The organism is Legionella qingyii, from assembly GCF_003990155.1.
Lineage (GTDB): Bacteria > Pseudomonadota > Gammaproteobacteria > Legionellales > Legionellaceae > Legionella > Legionella qingyii.
Genome location: NZ_RZGX01000023.1, coordinates 1 through 18,469 on the forward strand (window position 1 = coordinate 1; position 18,469 = coordinate 18,469).

The window sequence follows — 18,469 nt, forward strand, 5'->3', positions numbered from 1 at the left end:
GGAAACGTAGGTGCCTGATTTTTATCACTTCTTATTTAAAGTGTCTATTTAAAATTCAATAAACATCTGGGAATTCTCATATCAATCTGTTCTATTCTTAAACTTTGATGAAATCGCCCTGTGATTTATCTTTGTGCCGGACAAAAAAACTGAGATATAGGAATAGATGTGGAATAACTCGCTGATAACAAAAGAATTTCATATAATCTTTTTGTCTAGAAAAGGTGTGAATATGAAATATATCAGCGAGTTACGAGAGATATTAGGTGAAGAGCTCCTTTGGCACAAGTCCCGAATAGATTGTTTTGCTCAGATGTTATTGGCTTTATTCACTGTACGAAGTGTTAATTTAATTGAAATTGCAGTAGCCATGCAAGGAGGGACTTTGATTGAGTCGCGTTATAAACGTGTGAAGCGGTTTTTTTCAGGCTTTAAATTTGATTTTACGTGTATTTCGCGGTGGATATATTATCTATTTTTTTCCGAAACCCAGCCTGTTTATCTAGCGATTGATAGAACGAATTGGTACTGGGGAAAATCAAAAATCAATATTTTTATGCTATCAGTCTGTTATGAGGGCATTGCTATTCCTTTATTTTGGGCGCTGTTAAATAAAGCAGGCAATACCACTGCCAAGGAGCAAGTTGCTCTGCTATCAAAATTTGTTAATACCTTTGGCAAACAGCAAATTCAAGGAGTTCTGGCGGACCGTGAGTTCCCTAATAAGAGGCTTATTGCCTGGTTGGTGGAAGAAAATATCCCATTTTATATGCGAATTAAAGGTAACATGGATGTGTGTATTGGTCGAAAAAAGTTTAAAAAATCAGCCCAGTTATTTGCTCATCTTGCACCTTATCAACAACACGTATTCGGCATGAAAGTACAGATGTTTGGCCCATCGTATTGGTGAGTGGAAGGCCGCTTTAAAACCCATTCCATTAAAAAAACTCCGAAACCCAAAAAGACCGCAATCGAGTTTCTTCCGGTTGGGGCTAGATTGTCTCAGGGATCTTCTAACCAATTCCAAAATTAAAATTAAATTGTTTTCAAAGCTCTCAAATTGGATTTTGTTTGACCTTTAAAAGACTCTCTTCTAAAAAATTGTCCGGCAAAAAGTGATTTATTTGCTTGTCTATATAATTAGAGGTCACGCGCCGCTAATATACTTACCTGCATCGTTCGTAGTTGAGGGAGGAAAAAAACTCATGTTTGATCTTAAAACTGAAGTAATTAAAGCAGAACATAGAATTCGTGCCTATATTCGTGAAACTCCTTTGGATTTCTCTGTCCCACTAAGTAAACTAACTGATGTAAATCTTCATTTAAAATGTGAGAATTTACAGTATACAGGTTCATTCAAAGTACGTGGTGCGTTTAATGCGTTATTGTCTTTAAATAAAGAGCAGCAAAATGGCATTGTAGCAGCATCAACAGGAAATCACGGTGCAGCGGTTGCCTATGGATTACATCAACTCAAACTTCCTGGAGTTATTTTTGTTCCTGAAAATGTATCTCCAGTAAAAAAAGAGAATATAGGTTTTTATAATGCGTCATTTAAACTCTATGGGCAGGATTGTGTAGAAACTGAGTTACACGCAATAGATTATGCAAAACAACAAGGCATGGTTTATGTATCACCCTATAACAATACGCAAGTAATTGCTGGCCAGGGCACCATCGCTGTAGAACTCATGCGCCAACTGGATTCAATTGATGTGATTTTTATACCCATTGGCGGAGGTGGATTAATTGGAGGGATTGCTGGATATATGAAAGCCGTTTCACCAAAAACCAAAATTATAGGGTGCTTACCAGAAAACTCTCCAGTGATGTCCGAGTCGATTAAAGCAGGAAAAATTATTTCCATGGAAACATTGCCAACCCTTTCCGATGCTACAGCAGGCGGCATAGAACCTGATTCAATTACTTTGGATCTGTGTCGCGACTATGTGGATGATTTTGTTTTGGTTTCCGAAAATGAGATTCAATCTGCAATCGTAACAATCATCAACACACATCATTTATTAATTGAAGGTGCTGCTGGTGTTGCCTTGGCTGCCTGTTTAAAATGTGCCAAATATTATCAAGGAAAAAATGCTGTAGTTGTTTTAAGTGGAGCTAATATTAGTCTGGAAACATTAAGAAAAGTAATTCAGTAGTTGATAAAATAACTCTGCTTGAGTTTGGCAAAGTACTCATCATCCCACAGATAAGCACTGCAAGATGATGAGTCAGAACAATTATGTTTTTAACAACCTAGCGACCAGCGCCCCCTTCTCCGCCATAACCTTTTTCATCACTTGTTGAAACGGGCTGATTTATATTGCAGGAACTGACAAATACAGTAACTCCTACCAAACAAAAAGCAAGGATCACTCTTTTCAATAGTTTAATTGTTGACATGGCTTTCCTTATTCATTATTTATTCCATAAATCGTTTATATGCCGATGTATTTTTAAAATCCTACTTTGTAGACTTAAAATTCATGCATCAATAAAATCTTAGTTGTCATTATTATAATCTGCAATTATCTCCTCAATTACCCCCCAAGATTTTGCAATATCCAGTGGATTAGTACCTGGTAATGCCGCACATACAATCAATGCTTTCCACAAGGCCCATCCTCGAGCACGCGCCCACGTTGCATTATCAAGTTGAAGTATCCTACGAAAAACTTCCCTGCTTTGCGCTTTTAAAAAGGTCCATGCAATCACCAAATCACAGGCAGGATCACCAATCGCCAATTGACCAAAATCAATTACAGCACAGAGACGACCTCCTTGAATCAATAAATTGCCTACAGCAATATCCCCATGAACCCAAACAGGATCTTTTTGCCAGGTTTGAGCTAACGCCTCAGACCATATTGAAGAAAGAGTTACTGTATCTGTTTGTTCCGCCAAAATTTTAATTGCCTCTTGAACTTCGGCATCATAAGTAATCAGTGGTCCTCCACGATAGAAACTGTGCTCACCTGCTAATGGACCACCTGCACTATCAATCGTTTGAAATTCCAGCAAAAATTTTGCAAGATCCTCGGCAAAGAGGCTCAGATCCTTAATGCGTTCAACTGATGCTGTTTGTCCCTCAATCCATCGATAAATTGACCATTGCCAAGGATAGCCCTCTGCTGGCTCTCCCTTAGCTATAGGTGAGGGAATGGGCAAAGTTAAATGAGGAGCAAGATAAGGTAGCCAGCGCTGCTCCTTTTCTACTTGAAGAGCATAAAACGCATCGCTTGGGAGGCGAACCGTCATTTCACTGCCCAGATGAAAGGTTCTATTATCCCAACCGCTGAATGCTACAGGTTTAATGGGTAAATTAGCCCATTGTGGAAATTGTGAATCAATTAAGCTGCGTACAAGTGAAACATCAATATGTACCGTCATCGCATCCCCCAAACAGTTGCAGTCTCGTAGTCACAAATTGAAAATCGTGGGGAAAAGTCTACACTTCAACATCATGCGCCAGTAAGCGTCTATTCGCACGGAAATAAGTTACTGGAGAGTATTCCAATAAATCCGACAATTTTTCCATATATATACACGCAAAGCGATCAACTTGATGGGCAAAATAGCTTTCCTCTGCCCCAGCGCGGAAAATACGTTCCCATTTTGGATTAAAATAAGTTTGTTGCTCTTTTAACAATTTGGTAAGCTGGGCATCAATTCTACTGATTTGCGCTTGCAATTCTTGTATTTCATGGCTGTATTGTTTTGAACCCTCATCAACCATTTTGGTATACAAATTGACGTATTTTTTTTCCAAATCCTTTTTTATGTCCATTGCCTTGCTGATTTCTTTCTCTATAGGCATGGCACGTGCTTGTGCCGCTATTTCCTCTCCAAGCTCTTCTACAACTAAAGCGGTGCGCCAATTGCAATCTTTTTTCAACCTTAAGATATCGCCATAAATGTGATCCCCGATATAAAGAATCTCATCACCACGGACATGTAAATCTTCGGTAAATTTTTTGGCATTCCCTCCTTGGTACACACCTGGAACTATTGGACCTATTGTATTAGTCATTGTACCAATAGCTGGATGAATTGATAAAAAACGAAGATTATCGTAAAAAAAACGTGGCTTATTGGCTAAAGTAATAACAAATTCAAATAAATTAATCCAACTCTCGCCCTTCTTTAGAAAGGGATTAATTGCATATTCCAGCAAAAGCTTTGTATAAGAAAAATCGGAGTTTGTTAGAATAAATATTTTTTTTCCATGATGAATGAAGTGCTTCAGCCCCTCAACTAAGGCGCGCTCTTTAATTACATATGCAGGCAAATTTTTGCTAATGATTGATTTTAAACTGCCATCAGAATGGACTTTATCCACACAAAATTGTACATCCTGCGCTATGGTTTGATAACTGGGTATTTCTTCAGGATACAAAGTATCCTTCAAATGAACCAATTGGCCATATAAAACACAAAACGCAATCGAAAAAGCGGTATCTATGGCCATGTAATTCGGATCACTTAAATCAACATAAATACTTCGATAAATTTTCTGTTGTTCAGCATAATCGATAGGTTTCGTGCCATGATAGCTTTGGCGAATTGCACCATATCGACTTAGCTTTAAAATATTGCCATTTTTGCTATCAATAACCAAGCCACGAATTGCATCATGATAGTTAAAATTTAATTTTTTAATCTGCTCAGGATAATGCTTTACTTCTACCAATTGCTCTTTGACAAGCTGATAAACCAAAGACTCAAAATTCTCAGAATTATAACGAATCAAGGTATGGTCCATGTCCAGGCCGATCAGCTTGATTTTTTTCATATTTAAAATTCGGTTTACATAAACTTTATGTTCATTCATTAGCCTAAAACCTATTTAGTTATAAAGTAGTAAGAGTAAAGTAGTGTTATTGTCATTAATTTAATGATTTTTGTCATTCCCACGAAAGCAGGAATCTATTCTTATACTAGCACTGTGCCTCGCTAGAAATAGGTTCCCGCCTTCGCGGGAACGACAGTGTTTTTCTTAAACGATTTCTGGACTCCATCGACAAGCCATAGAACATAGAGATGCTTGGTTCCTTAACTTGATGGTATTGAAACAAAGCATAATCCGAGAATATTCCAGTCGCCACATCATCCAGGAACCTTCGATTTAATCTACTTTATTTGCTTAACACCATCTGGAGAAGCAAGCAAAATAATATCTGCTACTCGATGCGCAAAAATCCCGTTTTCTACAACTCCAGTTATTCGGTTAATGCGATCTTCCATATCCATAGGTTCGTTGATTGTTAAATTAAACACATCAAGAATAATATTACCATTATCGGTAACAAAGCCTTCCCTATACTCAGGATCTCCACCCAATTGGACTAATTGTCGAGCAACCATACTGCGTGCGAGAGGAATTACTTCAACAGCTACAGGGAAATTTCCCAAATGCTTCACGAGCTTTGAATTGTCGACGATGCAAATAAACTTTTCTGCTACTTGGGCTACAATTTTCTCGCGCGTGTGAGCGCCGCCGCCGCCCTTAATCATTTCGCCATGCTCAGTCACCTCATCGGCACCGTCAATATAAATCGGTAAATCCTGTACCGAGTTTAAATCAATAACAGGAATACCTTCTTTCCGTAATAAAGCCTCTGTCGCCTTGGAGCTTGACACACATGCATCAATTCGATGTTTTATGGTAGCGAGCTCTTTAATAAAGAAATTCACTGTAGATCCTGTGCCTACGCCAACCACCATATCGTCTTCGATGTATTGTAACGCGGCTTTCGCCGCGTTTATTTTTAATTCACTCATTAAGAACCGCTCCCCTTTCTTTGCCTTATAATTTCATATAAAGAAACACCAGTGGCTACAGAAACGTTTAAACTTGTTACACTGCCTGACATGGGCAAAGAAAATAAGCCATCACAATGTTCGCGTGTCAGGCGGCGCAGCCCTTCACCTTCAGCCCCCATCACGATAGCGACATCACCAGTGCAATCTATTTGATATAGAGAACTGGTTGCCTCGCCAGCTGCACCATAAATCCAAACCCCATGCTCCTTTAAAAGCTTCATGCTACGGACCAAATTTGTCACCCTCACCAAGGGCACAGATTCTGCCGCACCACATGCGACTTTACTCACTACCGGAGTAATACTGGCACTTTTATCTTTAGGAATTACCACAAAATCAACGCCAGTTGCATCTGCAGTGCGCAAACACGCTCCTAAATTATGGGGGTCGGTCACTCCATCTAGAATAAGAATCAAGGTAGGCTGTTTACTCGCTTCCAATAATGCAAGCAAATGGGACTCATTATAATCAGGCAGCAAAGAAGCACTTGCAACGATTCCTTGATGGGCAAAATCAGCGAAGCGCTGATTCATTTTTTGGGTGCTTAATTTTTCAATATTAATATGCGCTTGTATGGCTTTATCAATAATATCCTGTAATCGCTTGTCTACACGGTCTTCACTTATATAAAGTTTTTTAGTCACTCGATGCGGATTAGTTAACAAAGCAGAAACCGCATGTACCCCATAAACATACTGCTCACTCATGACTTGCTGTTTCCTCTACCGGCTCAAAATCAATTTTACGCTCATCCAGATCAACACGGGCCACTAATACGGTCATCTTGTCCCCCAAGCGATACACATGCCCACCTCGTGTCCCAATCAAACGATGTTTTACAGAGTCAAAAGTATAGTAATCATTTTTTAATGAGGTCACATGGACTAAACCTTCGACGTAAATTTCATCAAGTTCGACAAAAATTCCAAAACTTGTCACTGCAGAAATTCGCCCTTTGAATACTTGCCCTAATTTATCTTGCATGTACTCACATTTTAGCCAAGAAATTACTTCCCTTGTTGCTTCATCTGCTCGACGCTCGGTCATTGATGCATGTTTGCCCAATCGGTTCATGTCTTCATGGGTGTAACTAAATTCATCTACAGGATTATTATCTAACAAATGACCAATTGCACGATGGATCAATAAATCAGGATAGCGTCTTATGGGTGAAGTAAAATGAGTGTACGCAGAATAGGCGAGACCGAAGTGTCCTTCATTCGCTTCAACATAGAGCGCTTGTTTTAAAGAACGGAGCATTACTGTTTCAATCAAGTGCTTGTCAGGCCGATCTTCTATGGCATTCATCGTGCGCTGAAAATCTTTGGGTCCAGGTTTTTTACCGCCGCTCAATTGCAATCCCAATTCGCCTAAAAACTGCCTTAATGCAGTAACCTTATCCTCTTCAGGAGCAGCATGCACCCGATAAAGAGTAGGAATCTCTGCTTTTTCCAAAAATCGTGCCGTAGCAACATTCGCAGCCAACATACACTCTTCAATCAATTTATGCGCATCATTGCGAATCACCGGGATTATATATTGAATTTTTTTATGTTCATCAAACTCAATTCGCGTTTCAGTGGTCTCGAAATCCATTGCGCCCCGAAGTTTACGGGTAACCAATAAAACGTGATACAAATCATGAAGAGCTTGCAAAGTAGGCCATAGGGAAACATGTTGTTCGTCTGTGGCACCCTGCTCAAGCCAAGAACCAACCTGCGTATAGGTCAATCGGGCGTGGGAATGAATCACCGCGCGATAAAATCGTGACCGCGATATTTTACCTTCGTTACTAATCGACATTTCAGCAACCATGCACAGGCGGTCGACATGAGGATTTAACGAACATAAGCCATTGGATAAAGCTTCAGGGAGCATGGGAATGACTTTGCCAGGAAAGTAAACCGAGTTGCCTCGACGCGCAGCCTCTTTATCCAATGCAGAATCTTGCATTACATAATTACTGACATCCGCAATTGCAACATATAACTGGAAACCGCCTTTGGGCTTTTTGTAACAATAAACCGCGTCATCAAAATCTTTAGCATCTTCACCATCAATCGTCACAAAAGGAAGACTGCGGAGATCCGTGCGTCCCTTGACTTGCTCTTCGGTGACATGCTGGGGAATTTTTGCAACTTCAACGCTCACATCTTCAGGCCATTCAAAAGGAATTCCATGTGCATAAAGTGCAACTTGAATTTCCATGCCTGGCGCCATGTGCTCACCTAACACATGGATCACTTTACCTATAGCTTGCGCTCGCTTACTAGGAAATGCAATTAATTCGACTAAAACGATTTGACCATTTTTTGCGCCGTTCACCATTTCTTGTGGAATAGAAATGTCCTGAGTCAAATGTTTACTATCTGGCAAGACGAAACTAACCCCATGATCTGTAAAAAATCGTCCCACTACAGTGGCATTAGCATGCTCAATTACTTCGTGAATTTTGGCTTCTGGTCTTCCACGTCGGTCTACACCAACTTGATAAGCAAGAACAACATCTCCATGCATCACCGCCCGCATTTCTTTAGCGGACAAAAACATATCCTCTGAACCATCATCAGGAATAAAAAAACCAAATCCATCAGCATGCCCTTGAACAATACCTCGAGATAAATTAATCCGTTGCATCAGACAAAAGCGGTTGCGCCGATCTTGCATAATTTGTCCATCACGCAACATGGCCTTTAGTCTAAATCCCATAGACTCTTGCTTGTGTTCATCACTTATCTTTAATTTGTCAAATAATTGATTGCGCGACATCGGTTTCCCGTATTCATTAAGAATTTCCATAATGAATTCGCGACTGGGGACTGGATCGGTATATTTTTCACTTTCCCGTTTATAAAAGGGATCTTTTGATTTTTTACTCAACGCTTATCCTGTTTATATGTTGTTGTCATATTTAAGTTATATCATTTGCCAAGTTCTAACACTTATCTATGAAAGTAGCAAGATAAGTAGTCCTTACTTAGGCACAGGAATCACAAACCCGCGAGCTCCTACCGCAGCTGTTAATGCAGATAACGACATATCTTCTGCGGCCCAAAACGTACTGTCTTGCCCATTGGCAGGAATTTTCACTCCTTTCCATTTACACACAGCAATGAGTCCTTCACAAGGAGCTTGTTGTTCATGACCAGGCTTAGATTCAATGCAATTTAAAGCAAAGGGGCCTTTATTCAAGGCTAATGCAGACCAATTTCCACCTTGTAATCGAGTTGTCCAACCTGCGCTAGCACTCGGATTAGTAACGGGATGGGTAATCCATAAATCGGCAGAAGTGAGGTTATGAATAAAAACCAGACTGCTTTTTTTGGCTTGCAGGGTCACTGATTCACCTTGAACAGCAACAGCCTGACACCCAACAGGCAAGGTTGATTCAGCAGCAACATAAAAAGATAACAGTGAAAAACAAACAAAAACCAAAATTCTCATTACTTTCTCCCAAAAAATAGAAAATTTGATTGTTCAAATCATGAAGGCAGCTTGCAAGGATAAAATTATATAATTAGCCTATATTACTTGTCAGCCTTACTTGCTAAAATCATTCTAACTTTCGCCTGACAATTTAAACAATATGCATATCTGGGTAGATGCCGATGCGTGCCCCAAAATAATTAAAGAGATCTTATTTCGCGCTGCAGTCCGTACAAAAACACGACTCACCTTAGTGGCTAATTCCTATCTTAATTATCCTAACTCACCTTTTATCGATGCAGTGCAAGTCGTGAAAGGCTTTGACAGTGCAGATCATTATATCACAACTCATTTAAAACCTTTCGATTTAGTTATTACCGCTGACATCCCTTTGGCAGCAGATGTTATTGCCAAAAAGGGATTGGCGATTAATCCTCGTGGAGAGGAGTACACTGAGAACAATATCAAACAGCGTTTAAATTTAAGAGATATGAACGAACAATTACGAGCCACAGGCCATTATGCTGGTGGACCTGCTGCATTAAGCATTAAGGAAAAAACTGCTTTTGCCAATGCCTTAGATAGGTGTTTAGCAAAGAACATATGTAAGTAATCATTAAATTCATATAGTTAAGTACAATTTGAACGCCATAACTTTTATGGCAAAAAAATCATCCTATGCGATGATCAGTCACTTGCAGTTAATTTATTAATTTGACAAATAATTATCAGCAACCTAGATTTTAAATAGGCTCAAGATGAAATGGTACAACGGCATGAAGCTGATAAGGCATTTCCTTTTTTTTATTCTGTTAGCAGGTACTACACTCGTTTATAGCAACAGCATTATAGTAGGCGTTTCAAAATCAGCCCCTCCTTTTTCTGCAGTAGATGGCAGCAATCACTATTTTGGTTTTTGTATCGACCTGATGAATGAAATTTGTAAACGTCTCAATATCATATGCGAATACAAACCAATTACCATGAAAAACCAACTGGATCAATTAAATGCAGGGAGCATTGATATTACTTTTCCGCCAAGCCCCATACCCCAAACCATATCACAAGATTATGTTTACAGTTTGCCCTTTATGACAAGTGATGGACAATTTTTAACCATGTCCTCAAATATAAAAACCATTGCAGATCTTAAAAACAAAAAAATAGGCACTCTAGAAGCAAGCCACCTTGAAGATACTCTTGCACTTTATACCAGCAGAGATAATATAAAAACCTATCCAAAAATTTCTTTAATGATTACGGCTTTACTCAATAATGATGTTGATGCAATTGTGTTGAACATCAATATCTTTAAGTATCTTACGATTAATAAAGTGATTAACTTTCAAACTGTAGGCAAACCGATCATTCTGGGAAATGGATATGGAATCCTGGCACTCCCCAAAAATACGGCGCTCATCAACAGCATCAACAAGGTTTTATTACAAATGGAAAATGATGGGGCTTATGAAAACATCTATAATAAATACTTCGGCTCCAATTTGTAGCGCTATGCGGTATAGGTTAAACTGGCATCTCTTATCAAAGAGACAGGATAAAACATGTCAGATCGTATTAATAGCGAAGAAATCATCAATCTACATAAAAACTCCATCATCCAATGGAAAGCCTCAGGTATAGTGCATCAACACCAAGAATTTTATCGCCTAGTTGAAGAAAATCATGCATTTAACTATCAGCTCTGGCATGCAGAAGATAGGGCGCGCCGTGATGATCAAGGGCATGAATTTGTATACCAGGCAAAGCGAGAAATTGACCGCTTCAATCAATTACGTAATAACCGTATGGAAGCAATGGACGAATGGCTTTTCAACCAATTGCAACCAGCAGATTATAATGTTTGTCCAGTCAACTCTGAATCACCAGGAATGATCATAGACAGGCTTTCTATTTTGTCTTTGAAATCTTATCACATGGGGCTACAAACCAAGCGCGAAGATGTTGCACAAGAGCATCGGAACAATTGTGCCCATAAATTAGAAATTATTGATCAACAATTAGAACAATTAGCCCAGTGTTTCAAAGAATTACTTGAAGAAGTACAAGCAAAAAAGCGTACGTTTAGAATCTATCATCAATTTAAAATGTATAATGATCCTACTCTAAACCCCCAATTGTACTCCCGGGAGAAGAATGGTAACGATTTAAGTTAGTCTCGCTCTTTGAATGAGGCAGTGTGGCGTCTTGTGAGGTTGTTTTATGATAAAAGAAATTCCAAAATGAAGAACCGCGTTTCGATAGGGAATCAGGGGCTTGGGGTTTCACAGGCTCACTTGATTCCCTTTGAGACTGGGTTTTCATTTTATCCATCGACACTTCGGCACCATCTGATTCTTTAGTTTTCGTAGAACCAACCTGGCCTAGAGGTGGACGCCCTAAGCCTTTTGCCAAAGCCCGAAGACCTAAAACTACTGAAAATAAGACGCCACTTGCGATTGCCAATACCCCCATTACAGGAGTATCGTGATAATGCCCATCAGAATCAGCCTCTTGGGAAAAAGTCATTGCAAAATTGGAGAAATTATTTCCCTTGGATAGACCTGAAGCAAAAGAGCGGAACACTTCAAACCACTCTTGGAAAAAAGTCTGTGGCGAAGGATCCAGTTTAAGACCATCTTGTAATGATGTTGCAAAAGTATCTGCAGTTAAAACATCCGTATCTGGGTTCGCCTCGATATGCTTCTTCATCTCCATGATTTGAGTGTAAGGAGATTCCTTTTGAACCTGTTCTTTGCGTCTCTGCATATGTTGATAATGAGCATTCAAGGTGTAAACGGTCATCCCTATCATAAGCACCAGGCCAGAAACGATAATTACTGCCAATAAAGCAGGAGGAAAGCTACTTGCAGTAATTAAAGAAAGCGAAGAAGCTGTAAATAAGATACTGGTCAAAACGCCATAAGCAAATAAACCATACTTCATGCCTAACAGACCGGCTGTTAAATAATTGTGGGTTGTTTGGTCTTGTAAGAATTGACGTTCTTCTGCAAATTTCTCAATTAAACGACAAACCTCACGCTTCAATCTACTGATTTCCTCTAGGTCTTCATTTCTAATGCTGTTACGTGCTTGTAACTCAAGTAATTTAGCATAGGTTAACTCCAATTCTTTAGTAGTTAACGCCAACTTACAGCGTGTTTGGGTAACCTCTAGACGCAACTGAAAATCATATTCTTCATAAATTCGTGAAATAACACAGGATAGCGTGTACAAAGCGCCAATAATTGTCAGCGCAAGAAGAAGAGGCGGCGAAAGGACCGAAAGACTCACTACACCAATATAAAGATATAACCCATCTAGAAATCCCCCGGTCGCTACAGCTAAATAGGCATAAACGCGAGTATCTATATCCTGATATTCAATTTTTGATAAATAGGATTTGTGGTCTAAGTGTGTTACGGAGCTCAACTGTTGGATTTCAAGTAAAAGCTCTTTATTCTTATCCATTTGCATTTTACGCCGCTCAACCATGCTGCGTATCCAAAGACGATTGGCAGCAGCAAATATACCTAATACCAATCCCACGGGGATGACCATATATTTGAGGTCCATCCCACTTAACAGGCTTAATACTTGCACTGTACTTCGCCATCCTTTATATGCGTTCTTTAAGCCTTTCATCAAATCACGAAAATAGGGCCATGCAGACGATATAAATTTTTTTACAGAATCCTTATCCTCTTTATCATAAACACTTGCTAAAAAAGAAAACGAAACTAAAAAAATTGCTTCTGCAGCAACCGCGGCGATTCCTTCGGGGGAAGTCAGTACTTTATGAATTAAATCAGGATCAGTCTTGGCGATAAATACTTCAAAAAAGTATTTAAACATACTGTAGGATGAGCTCAGAGAATCCATAACGGCATAAGCATGATAAATGTAACGATCTTTATCGAGCTTTTGAGCGAGAAGTCTACTTTGCGCGTCAATACGGCCGGCGATCGCCAAGAGAAAAACGAGGTCTTCAGATTTTAACGATGAATTTTCTTCGGCCTTAATAGTCATTCTTACACACAAAAATGGCCACCTGTTAGGATGCGCGAAGTATATAGATTATTGCTCTTGATGTCAATAATCGTTTCATCATGGGCTAAATAAGTACAATTTTTGGGTGGTTTATCATGATATCACATTCAGTTCGTACAAAAAATATTTCATTAACCCCACTTACGGGTTGTGACTTAGGATGCAAACCTGCTACGATATTGTCCTCATATAAAAACAACTCAGGAAAGAGGATTCAATGAGATCAATATTTGCTCTCTTTATTTTTGCAGCACTAATGACCGGACCCGTTATGGCATCGAATGAAGTACAAATTTATGGTTATGTCGAAAAAGTTTCGTTTCCCCAAAAAAATTTGACTCTATCAGCTAAATTAGATACTGGGGCTAAATCAGCATCTTTAAATGCAACCAACATTACTGAAATTACCAAAAATGGGGTTCCTTATTTACATTTTACCGTTCCTACCAAGACTGGCGATTATATATTTGAAGCCGAATACAAAGGCCGAGTAAAAATTAAAGTTCGCGATGGAGAGCATGGTTCAGAAATCATAGCACACGCCCCCATCAAACGCCCCGTTGTACTGCTTGATCTACAACTTGGAGATAAGGTTAGAACAATTAAAGTGAATTTAACCAACCGCAAACGGTTCCTCTATCCTTTGCTTTTGGGAAGAGATGCAATTATTGCCTTTAATGGTGCAGTTAATCCAGCACTCACATTTACGTTAAGAAATCAGAGTCTTAAGAAACAATGAAAAACAACACGCGTCATGTTTATGGATTAATCATTACACTATTTATCCTTGGAGCAGGAATTTTTTTGTATCGACACTTCGTACTCGATGTGCCATTAACTGATACTGAAACGATAAACAGTTGGATGGTTGAATCCAACTTACGTTTCGTTGCGGACCCGAATACGCCGATTAAAGCGAGTTTTAATATCCCTTATTTACCACCGCATTTTGCTATTCTGGATGAGTATTTCGTATCAAGAAATTATGGGGTAACGACTAACTTAAATGGCGATAACCGGGAAACCGTTTGGTCAATCCGGCGAGCGCATGGCGCGCAATCTCTGTACTACAGGGCAATTTTTCGCCAAGCAGAGGGCAATGAATCACCTTTAGCGACACCTCCTGCCGCCAAAACACAACCACTTGAAGAAAGTCAAAAATCCGCTGTTGAAACCATTACCAGTCAGGTACGACAATCTTCAGCAGATATTAAGACCTTTGCTCAGAGCACGATTAAAGAACTGAATAAAAAAGATGGGAATGCCAAGTTATTAACAAGTAATGACTTTAGTGATGAACACATTATTAATGCCGCCATTTTAATTTTAAATCAGTCTAAAATTTCTGCAATTCCAGTAAAGGGTATTTATTTATCTCAAAAAAGCAAAGCTGAATTAAGTTCATTTTTGGCTGTATTCAATGGTAAAAACTGGATTTATATTAACCCTAAAACAGGCGGGGCAGGCTTGCCTAAAGATTTCCTTATTTGGCAATATGGCAATGAGCCTGTATTTAACGTTGTGGGTGGCAAAAAGGCGCAATTTAATTTGACTGTATCGCCTACGCCCATTAATGCCTTAAGTATTGCGAAATCGCGAGGACTGCAATCCGATTCGCAACTGTTGCGATTCTCATTATTGCAACTGCCTGTCAATGCTCAGGCCACCTATAAGATTTTATTAACTGTGCCCATAGGTGCTTTTATTATCTTAATTCTACGAAATTTTATCGGACTTAAAACGTTTGGAACTTTTATGCCTGTTCTAATCGCTTTAGCTTTTAGAGAAACCCATGTAGTCTGGGGAATTTCCCTCTTCGTTATTATTGTATCCTTTGGCTTACTGGCTCGTTTTTATTTGGATCAATTGAGGTTGCTTTTAGTTCCTAGACTCGCGGCAATTCTTACTGTCGTGATTTTGCTAATGATCTTTATTAGTATCATCAGTCAAAATCTTGGACTTGATGCAGGGCTATCAGTTGCTTTATTCCCTCTGGTTATTTTAACCATGACTATAGAACGTATGTGCATTACTTGGGATGAACGAGGTGCATCAGAAGCCATCAAATCAGGCATAGGCAGTCTAATCGCTGCAGTTATCTCTTATTGGGCAATGAGTTATGAACCATTACAATACCTGGTGTTTGCTTTCCCAGAATTGATATTAGTTCTGCTCGCTTTAATCTTATGGTTTGGTCAATATCGGGGATACCGATTATTTGAATTGAAACGCTTTAAATCACTTGCGGGACACGTAAAATGATTACTCTGTTTCGCCGTTTAAAAAACCACGGAATATTAAGTATTAACCAGCGTAATTCAGATTTTGTGTTACGCTATAATCCAAGAAAACTATTCCCACTGGTTGATGATAAGTTAAAAACAAAAAAGCTGGCCCTAAAAGCAGGTATTGCGGTCCCACCTTTATACGATATCATTGAAACAGAACAACAAATAAAAACCATAGAGGAACGTTTAGAACCTTATAATGACTTTGTTGTTAAACCAGCTCGTGGTTCTGGTGGAGATGGTATTTTAGTTTTTAAAGATAAAGTTTATGGCCGTTATCGACAAATTAATGGCAAGCTCACCACAACCCAAGAGCTTAGCTACCATCTATCCTGTCTCCTTTCAGGAGCATATAGCCTCGGTGGTTCCTCAGATTATGCAATTATAGAGAAACGGGTTGTAGTAGACCCTGTATTTGCCGAAGTAAGTTATGAAGGCATCCCTGATATTCGCATTATTAGTTTATTGGGTTATCCCGCCATGGCCATGGTGAGACTCCCAACTCGTTTATCTGGTGGAAAAGCGAATTTACATCAAGGTGCTATTGGTGTTGGAGTAGATCTGGCCACAGGTAAAACCCTTGGTGGTGTATATCATAATGACATCATCGATTATCATCCGGATACCCTGAACACCATCGTAGGCATTGAAGTACCCTATTGGAATAAAATACTTGAGATTGCCTCCAGCTGCTATGATCTAACAGGCCTAGGCTATCTCGGTGTAGATATAGTTCTTGATAAAGAACACGGACCGTTAATGCTTGAATTAAATGCCCGACCCGGTTTAAATATTCAAATTGCGAACAGGGAAGGCGGATTAAAACGATATCGAATCATTGAAGCCCACTATCAGGAGCATCCTAAAGAATCAGTTGCTGAAAAAGTAGCTTTTAGCCGTGAACATTTCGCTCGTTTAAAGTAGAGCGTGCTGACTCTTACCTCGCTTGCCTGGTGCCTCGGCCTATCACTAAAATCCAGCTCGGCATCACTCTCTTGGAGATCGCCCCACGTTCGGGACGAGCGCATATTATATTCGGATTAACGTCTATTTTTCGAGATAACTTCTCCTGGTGAGCGCTTAATAATAAGCCCTCACCGTTCATAATGCCAATAGCAAAGCCTGGCTAATTAATGGAGGCGTAATTCTGTATCCAAAAGAGTTCCATCCTCTTTATATTCACCCGGTTCCATTTCTGTAATTTTCCTTTTTTTATGCCCGCTATTTTCGCTAAATTGAAAAGATGGACTCCAAGTCTTCCTTTTTTCATGGAGGCGTTCTTCATCTATTTGAAGCTCCTCCTCCGAACCACGAGAGAGGTCGGTGTCCACTACATCAACGCTATAACCAGGAGGGAGGATTTTTTCATCTTCTTCTAAATCATGACCAGGTGTTAAAATGTGCACATCTTCATCATAATCAGTTAGCGGACTCATTTCATTTGTATACTCTTGATCAGAAAACTCGGGGTAGATTGAGTCATCAACCTCATCTAAATTATAACCAGGGGTTTTGGGTATCACGTGCTCCATAACGACTTTATCGTTGCTCCAGGTAGCTTGGTAATAATATTGTGACTCATTAAAATCAGTGAACACTTTAGCCAAAGTCGTCGGGGAGGCTCCGAAATCATAACTCTGATAAAACGCCAAAATTTCTTCACCGGGTAGAATTTGTCGTGTCGTTATATAAGAATTTGTTGCAAAATCAAAGCGAACATTCATTTCATTTCGGTACTTTGCTCCTTCTATGCAATAGGCTTCTGATGCCTTGTCTTTAGTATAAAGATATCCGCCCTCGCCTGATTCCACTAAATAATTCGTATCAATATTACGCTGGGCCGCCCACAAGAGCATCTCTTGATTCTTTACCGGCACGCCTTCCATTTTCTGGCCAACTAGCTCGCATAGGGTTTTCTTCGCAGGAATTTTCTGACCACTAAATAATGAATAACGATATTCCCCATTCCCGCGTACTGTAGGAGCTATATATAAATGGTAAGGCGAGTTTCGCTTCAGCTCAATCTTTTGCTCTTTTTGAAAGCGCATTACATCTTCGAGGTTTCTCAAATCATAGATTTTAGGATCTAAATTTTTATCTAGATACATTCGTTTTTTTTGTTCTTCTTTGCTTAACATGGCGGCTCTTAATAAAGTGAAAAAATCTTTTATTTCATAACGAGTACTTATCTTACTTACTTCAACTGCTTGTGTTTTAGCAAGTTCATGAAGGATATCGACCAAAGTTTGAGGTTGACACATAACTTGAGGTCGCTCCACGGAAAAATAATCATCTCCATAAGAAATAGTCAGCTCATCAGCAAATGCAATATTTTTGACTGCAACATAATAGGCATGATAATCAAATAAAATTTGACCATACTCATCTTTACGTTGCTTGCAAATCACTTTTACTTCTAAATTAGGTTTATTTGCGTGGTTAACCCAACGAGTACCGGATCCTTCTTTCAACAAATCAATTAATACAGCATATTTGTCTTTATCATCTAAATTTAATTTCCAAACATAAGAGGAATCCTCTTGATACGCTTCGACCTTCCTGTCTATCTCAGCATTAGGCCGTATCCCAAATAAATCAGTGCCTTTTATTTCTCCGACAATGTCTCCAGCCTTAAATGATTTAGCAGCATAGACCCCTAGTTGCTTGGGGCCAAGATTGGGATTAGCGGCTATAATTACATCCTCATCATACTCTGTACATTGATAATTAAAATCTGGTTGGCTGCAATTATTTTTTACATAATTACATAACTTTATGCGAGAATCTTCTTCGTCAGGAAAAAAAATCAATTCCTCTTTTAGCATTTCCTCCATGGCTTGTACTCTGTCTGAGTTTTTTAAAAATATAATGGGTTTTTTCATATT

The 18,469-nt window shown here is 39.2% G+C and carries 17 protein-coding genes; 8 read left to right on the forward strand and 9 right to left on the reverse strand.

Going from position 1 to position 18,469, the window contains the following annotated elements; genetic code table 11:
- Positions 1–232: 232 nt before the first annotated feature.
- On the forward strand, positions 233–910 hold the full coding sequence (locus ELY20_RS14455; RefSeq protein ID WP_127059503.1) for a hypothetical protein: 678 nt from the start codon (positions 233–235) through the stop codon (positions 908–910).
- A gap of 295 nt (positions 911–1,205) precedes the next feature.
- On the forward strand, positions 1,206–2,159 hold the full coding sequence (locus ELY20_RS14460; protein ID WP_110143613.1) for a threonine/serine dehydratase: 954 nt from the start codon (positions 1,206–1,208) through the stop codon (positions 2,157–2,159).
- A gap of 97 nt (positions 2,160–2,256) precedes the next feature.
- On the opposite strand, the gene ELY20_RS16920 is transcribed toward ELY20_RS14460, so the two are convergent.
- The 7 genes from ELY20_RS16920 to ELY20_RS14490 form a co-directional block, all read right to left on the reverse strand.
- Positions 2,257–2,403, reverse strand: coding sequence for a hypothetical protein (locus tag ELY20_RS16920; RefSeq protein WP_165831632.1), 147 nt, complete (start codon positions 2,401–2,403; stop codon positions 2,257–2,259).
- Positions 2,404–2,502: 99 nt separating this feature from the next.
- The gene (locus ELY20_RS14465; protein WP_110143614.1) at positions 2,503–3,390 is read right to left on the reverse strand and encodes an aminoglycoside phosphotransferase family protein; all 888 of its coding nucleotides are present in this window, start codon (positions 3,388–3,390) and stop codon (positions 2,503–2,505) included.
- A 58-nt stretch (positions 3,391–3,448) separates the two neighbouring features.
- Positions 3,449–4,831 carry an HAD-IG family 5'-nucleotidase gene (locus tag ELY20_RS14470; RefSeq protein ID WP_110143615.1) on the reverse strand — a complete coding sequence of 461 codons (1,383 nt, stop codon included), beginning with the start codon at positions 4,829–4,831 and terminating at the stop codon, positions 3,449–3,451.
- Between the two features lie 299 nt (positions 4,832–5,130).
- A complete protein-coding gene (gene rpiA / locus ELY20_RS14475) occupies positions 5,131–5,781 on the reverse strand; it encodes a ribose-5-phosphate isomerase RpiA (RefSeq protein ID WP_110143616.1) in 651 nt (216 codons plus the stop codon).
- Positions 5,781–6,530 (reverse strand): 23S rRNA (guanosine(2251)-2'-O)-methyltransferase RlmB, encoded by a 750-nt coding sequence (gene rlmB / locus ELY20_RS14480; RefSeq protein ID WP_110143617.1) that lies wholly within the window; start codon positions 6,528–6,530, stop codon positions 5,781–5,783. Before rlmB ends, rpiA begins: the two co-directional genes overlap by 1 nt.
- Positions 6,523–8,703, reverse strand: a complete 2,181-nt coding sequence (gene rnr / locus ELY20_RS14485; RefSeq protein ID WP_110143618.1) for a ribonuclease R — start codon at positions 8,701–8,703, stop codon at positions 6,523–6,525. The genes rlmB and rnr overlap by 8 nt, the downstream gene beginning before the upstream one ends.
- A 93-nt stretch (positions 8,704–8,796) precedes the next feature.
- A complete protein-coding gene (locus ELY20_RS14490) occupies positions 8,797–9,267 on the reverse strand; it encodes a hypothetical protein (protein ID WP_110143619.1) in 471 nt (156 codons plus the stop codon).
- A 142-nt stretch (positions 9,268–9,409) separates the two neighbouring features.
- Between ELY20_RS14490 and ELY20_RS14495 the strand changes: the two genes are divergently transcribed.
- The 3 genes from ELY20_RS14495 to ELY20_RS14505 all read left to right on the forward strand — a co-directional run bounded on the left by ELY20_RS14495 (position 9,410) and on the right by ELY20_RS14505 (position 11,423).
- Positions 9,410–9,862 carry a YaiI/YqxD family protein gene (locus ELY20_RS14495; protein WP_110143620.1) on the forward strand — a complete coding sequence of 151 codons (453 nt, stop codon included), beginning with the start codon at positions 9,410–9,412 and terminating at the stop codon, positions 9,860–9,862.
- Between the two features lie 163 nt (positions 9,863–10,025).
- A complete protein-coding gene (locus ELY20_RS14500; protein WP_110143621.1) occupies positions 10,026–10,757 on the forward strand; it encodes a transporter substrate-binding domain-containing protein in 732 nt (243 codons plus the stop codon).
- A 54-nt stretch (positions 10,758–10,811) separates the two neighbouring features.
- Positions 10,812–11,423 carry a DUF4254 domain-containing protein gene (locus tag ELY20_RS14505; RefSeq protein WP_110143622.1) on the forward strand — a complete coding sequence of 204 codons (612 nt, stop codon included), beginning with the start codon at positions 10,812–10,814 and terminating at the stop codon, positions 11,421–11,423.
- On the opposite strand, the gene ELY20_RS14510 is transcribed toward ELY20_RS14505, so the two are convergent.
- Entirely contained in the window at positions 11,368–13,275 is a 1,908-nt protein-coding gene (locus ELY20_RS14510; RefSeq protein WP_110143623.1) for a hypothetical protein, read from the reverse strand. The genes ELY20_RS14505 and ELY20_RS14510 overlap by 56 nt on opposite strands.
- A 238-nt stretch (positions 13,276–13,513) precedes the next feature.
- Here ELY20_RS14510 and ELY20_RS14515 point away from each other — a divergent pair, with 238 nt between their 5' ends.
- Genes ELY20_RS14515 through ELY20_RS14525 form a run of 3 tightly spaced genes read left to right on the forward strand, consistent with a single transcriptional unit; the run spans position 13,514 to position 16,508 of the window.
- Entirely contained in the window at positions 13,514–14,035 is a 522-nt protein-coding gene (locus ELY20_RS14515) for an ATP-dependent zinc protease family protein (protein ID WP_110143624.1), read from the forward strand.
- On the forward strand, positions 14,032–15,558 hold the full coding sequence (locus tag ELY20_RS14520) for an inactive transglutaminase family protein (protein ID WP_110143625.1): 1,527 nt from the start codon (positions 14,032–14,034) through the stop codon (positions 15,556–15,558). Before ELY20_RS14515 ends, ELY20_RS14520 begins: the two co-directional genes overlap by 4 nt.
- Positions 15,555–16,508, forward strand: coding sequence for an alpha-L-glutamate ligase-like protein (locus ELY20_RS14525; RefSeq protein ID WP_110143626.1), 954 nt, complete (start codon positions 15,555–15,557; stop codon positions 16,506–16,508). Before ELY20_RS14520 ends, ELY20_RS14525 begins: the two co-directional genes overlap by 4 nt.
- A gap of 206 nt (positions 16,509–16,714) precedes the next feature.
- Here ELY20_RS14525 and ELY20_RS14530 read toward each other — a convergent pair whose 3' ends face one another.
- A complete protein-coding gene (locus tag ELY20_RS14530) occupies positions 16,715–18,466 on the reverse strand; it encodes an SET domain-containing protein-lysine N-methyltransferase (RefSeq protein WP_110143627.1) in 1,752 nt (583 codons plus the stop codon).
- Positions 18,467–18,469: the final 3 nt, after the last annotated feature.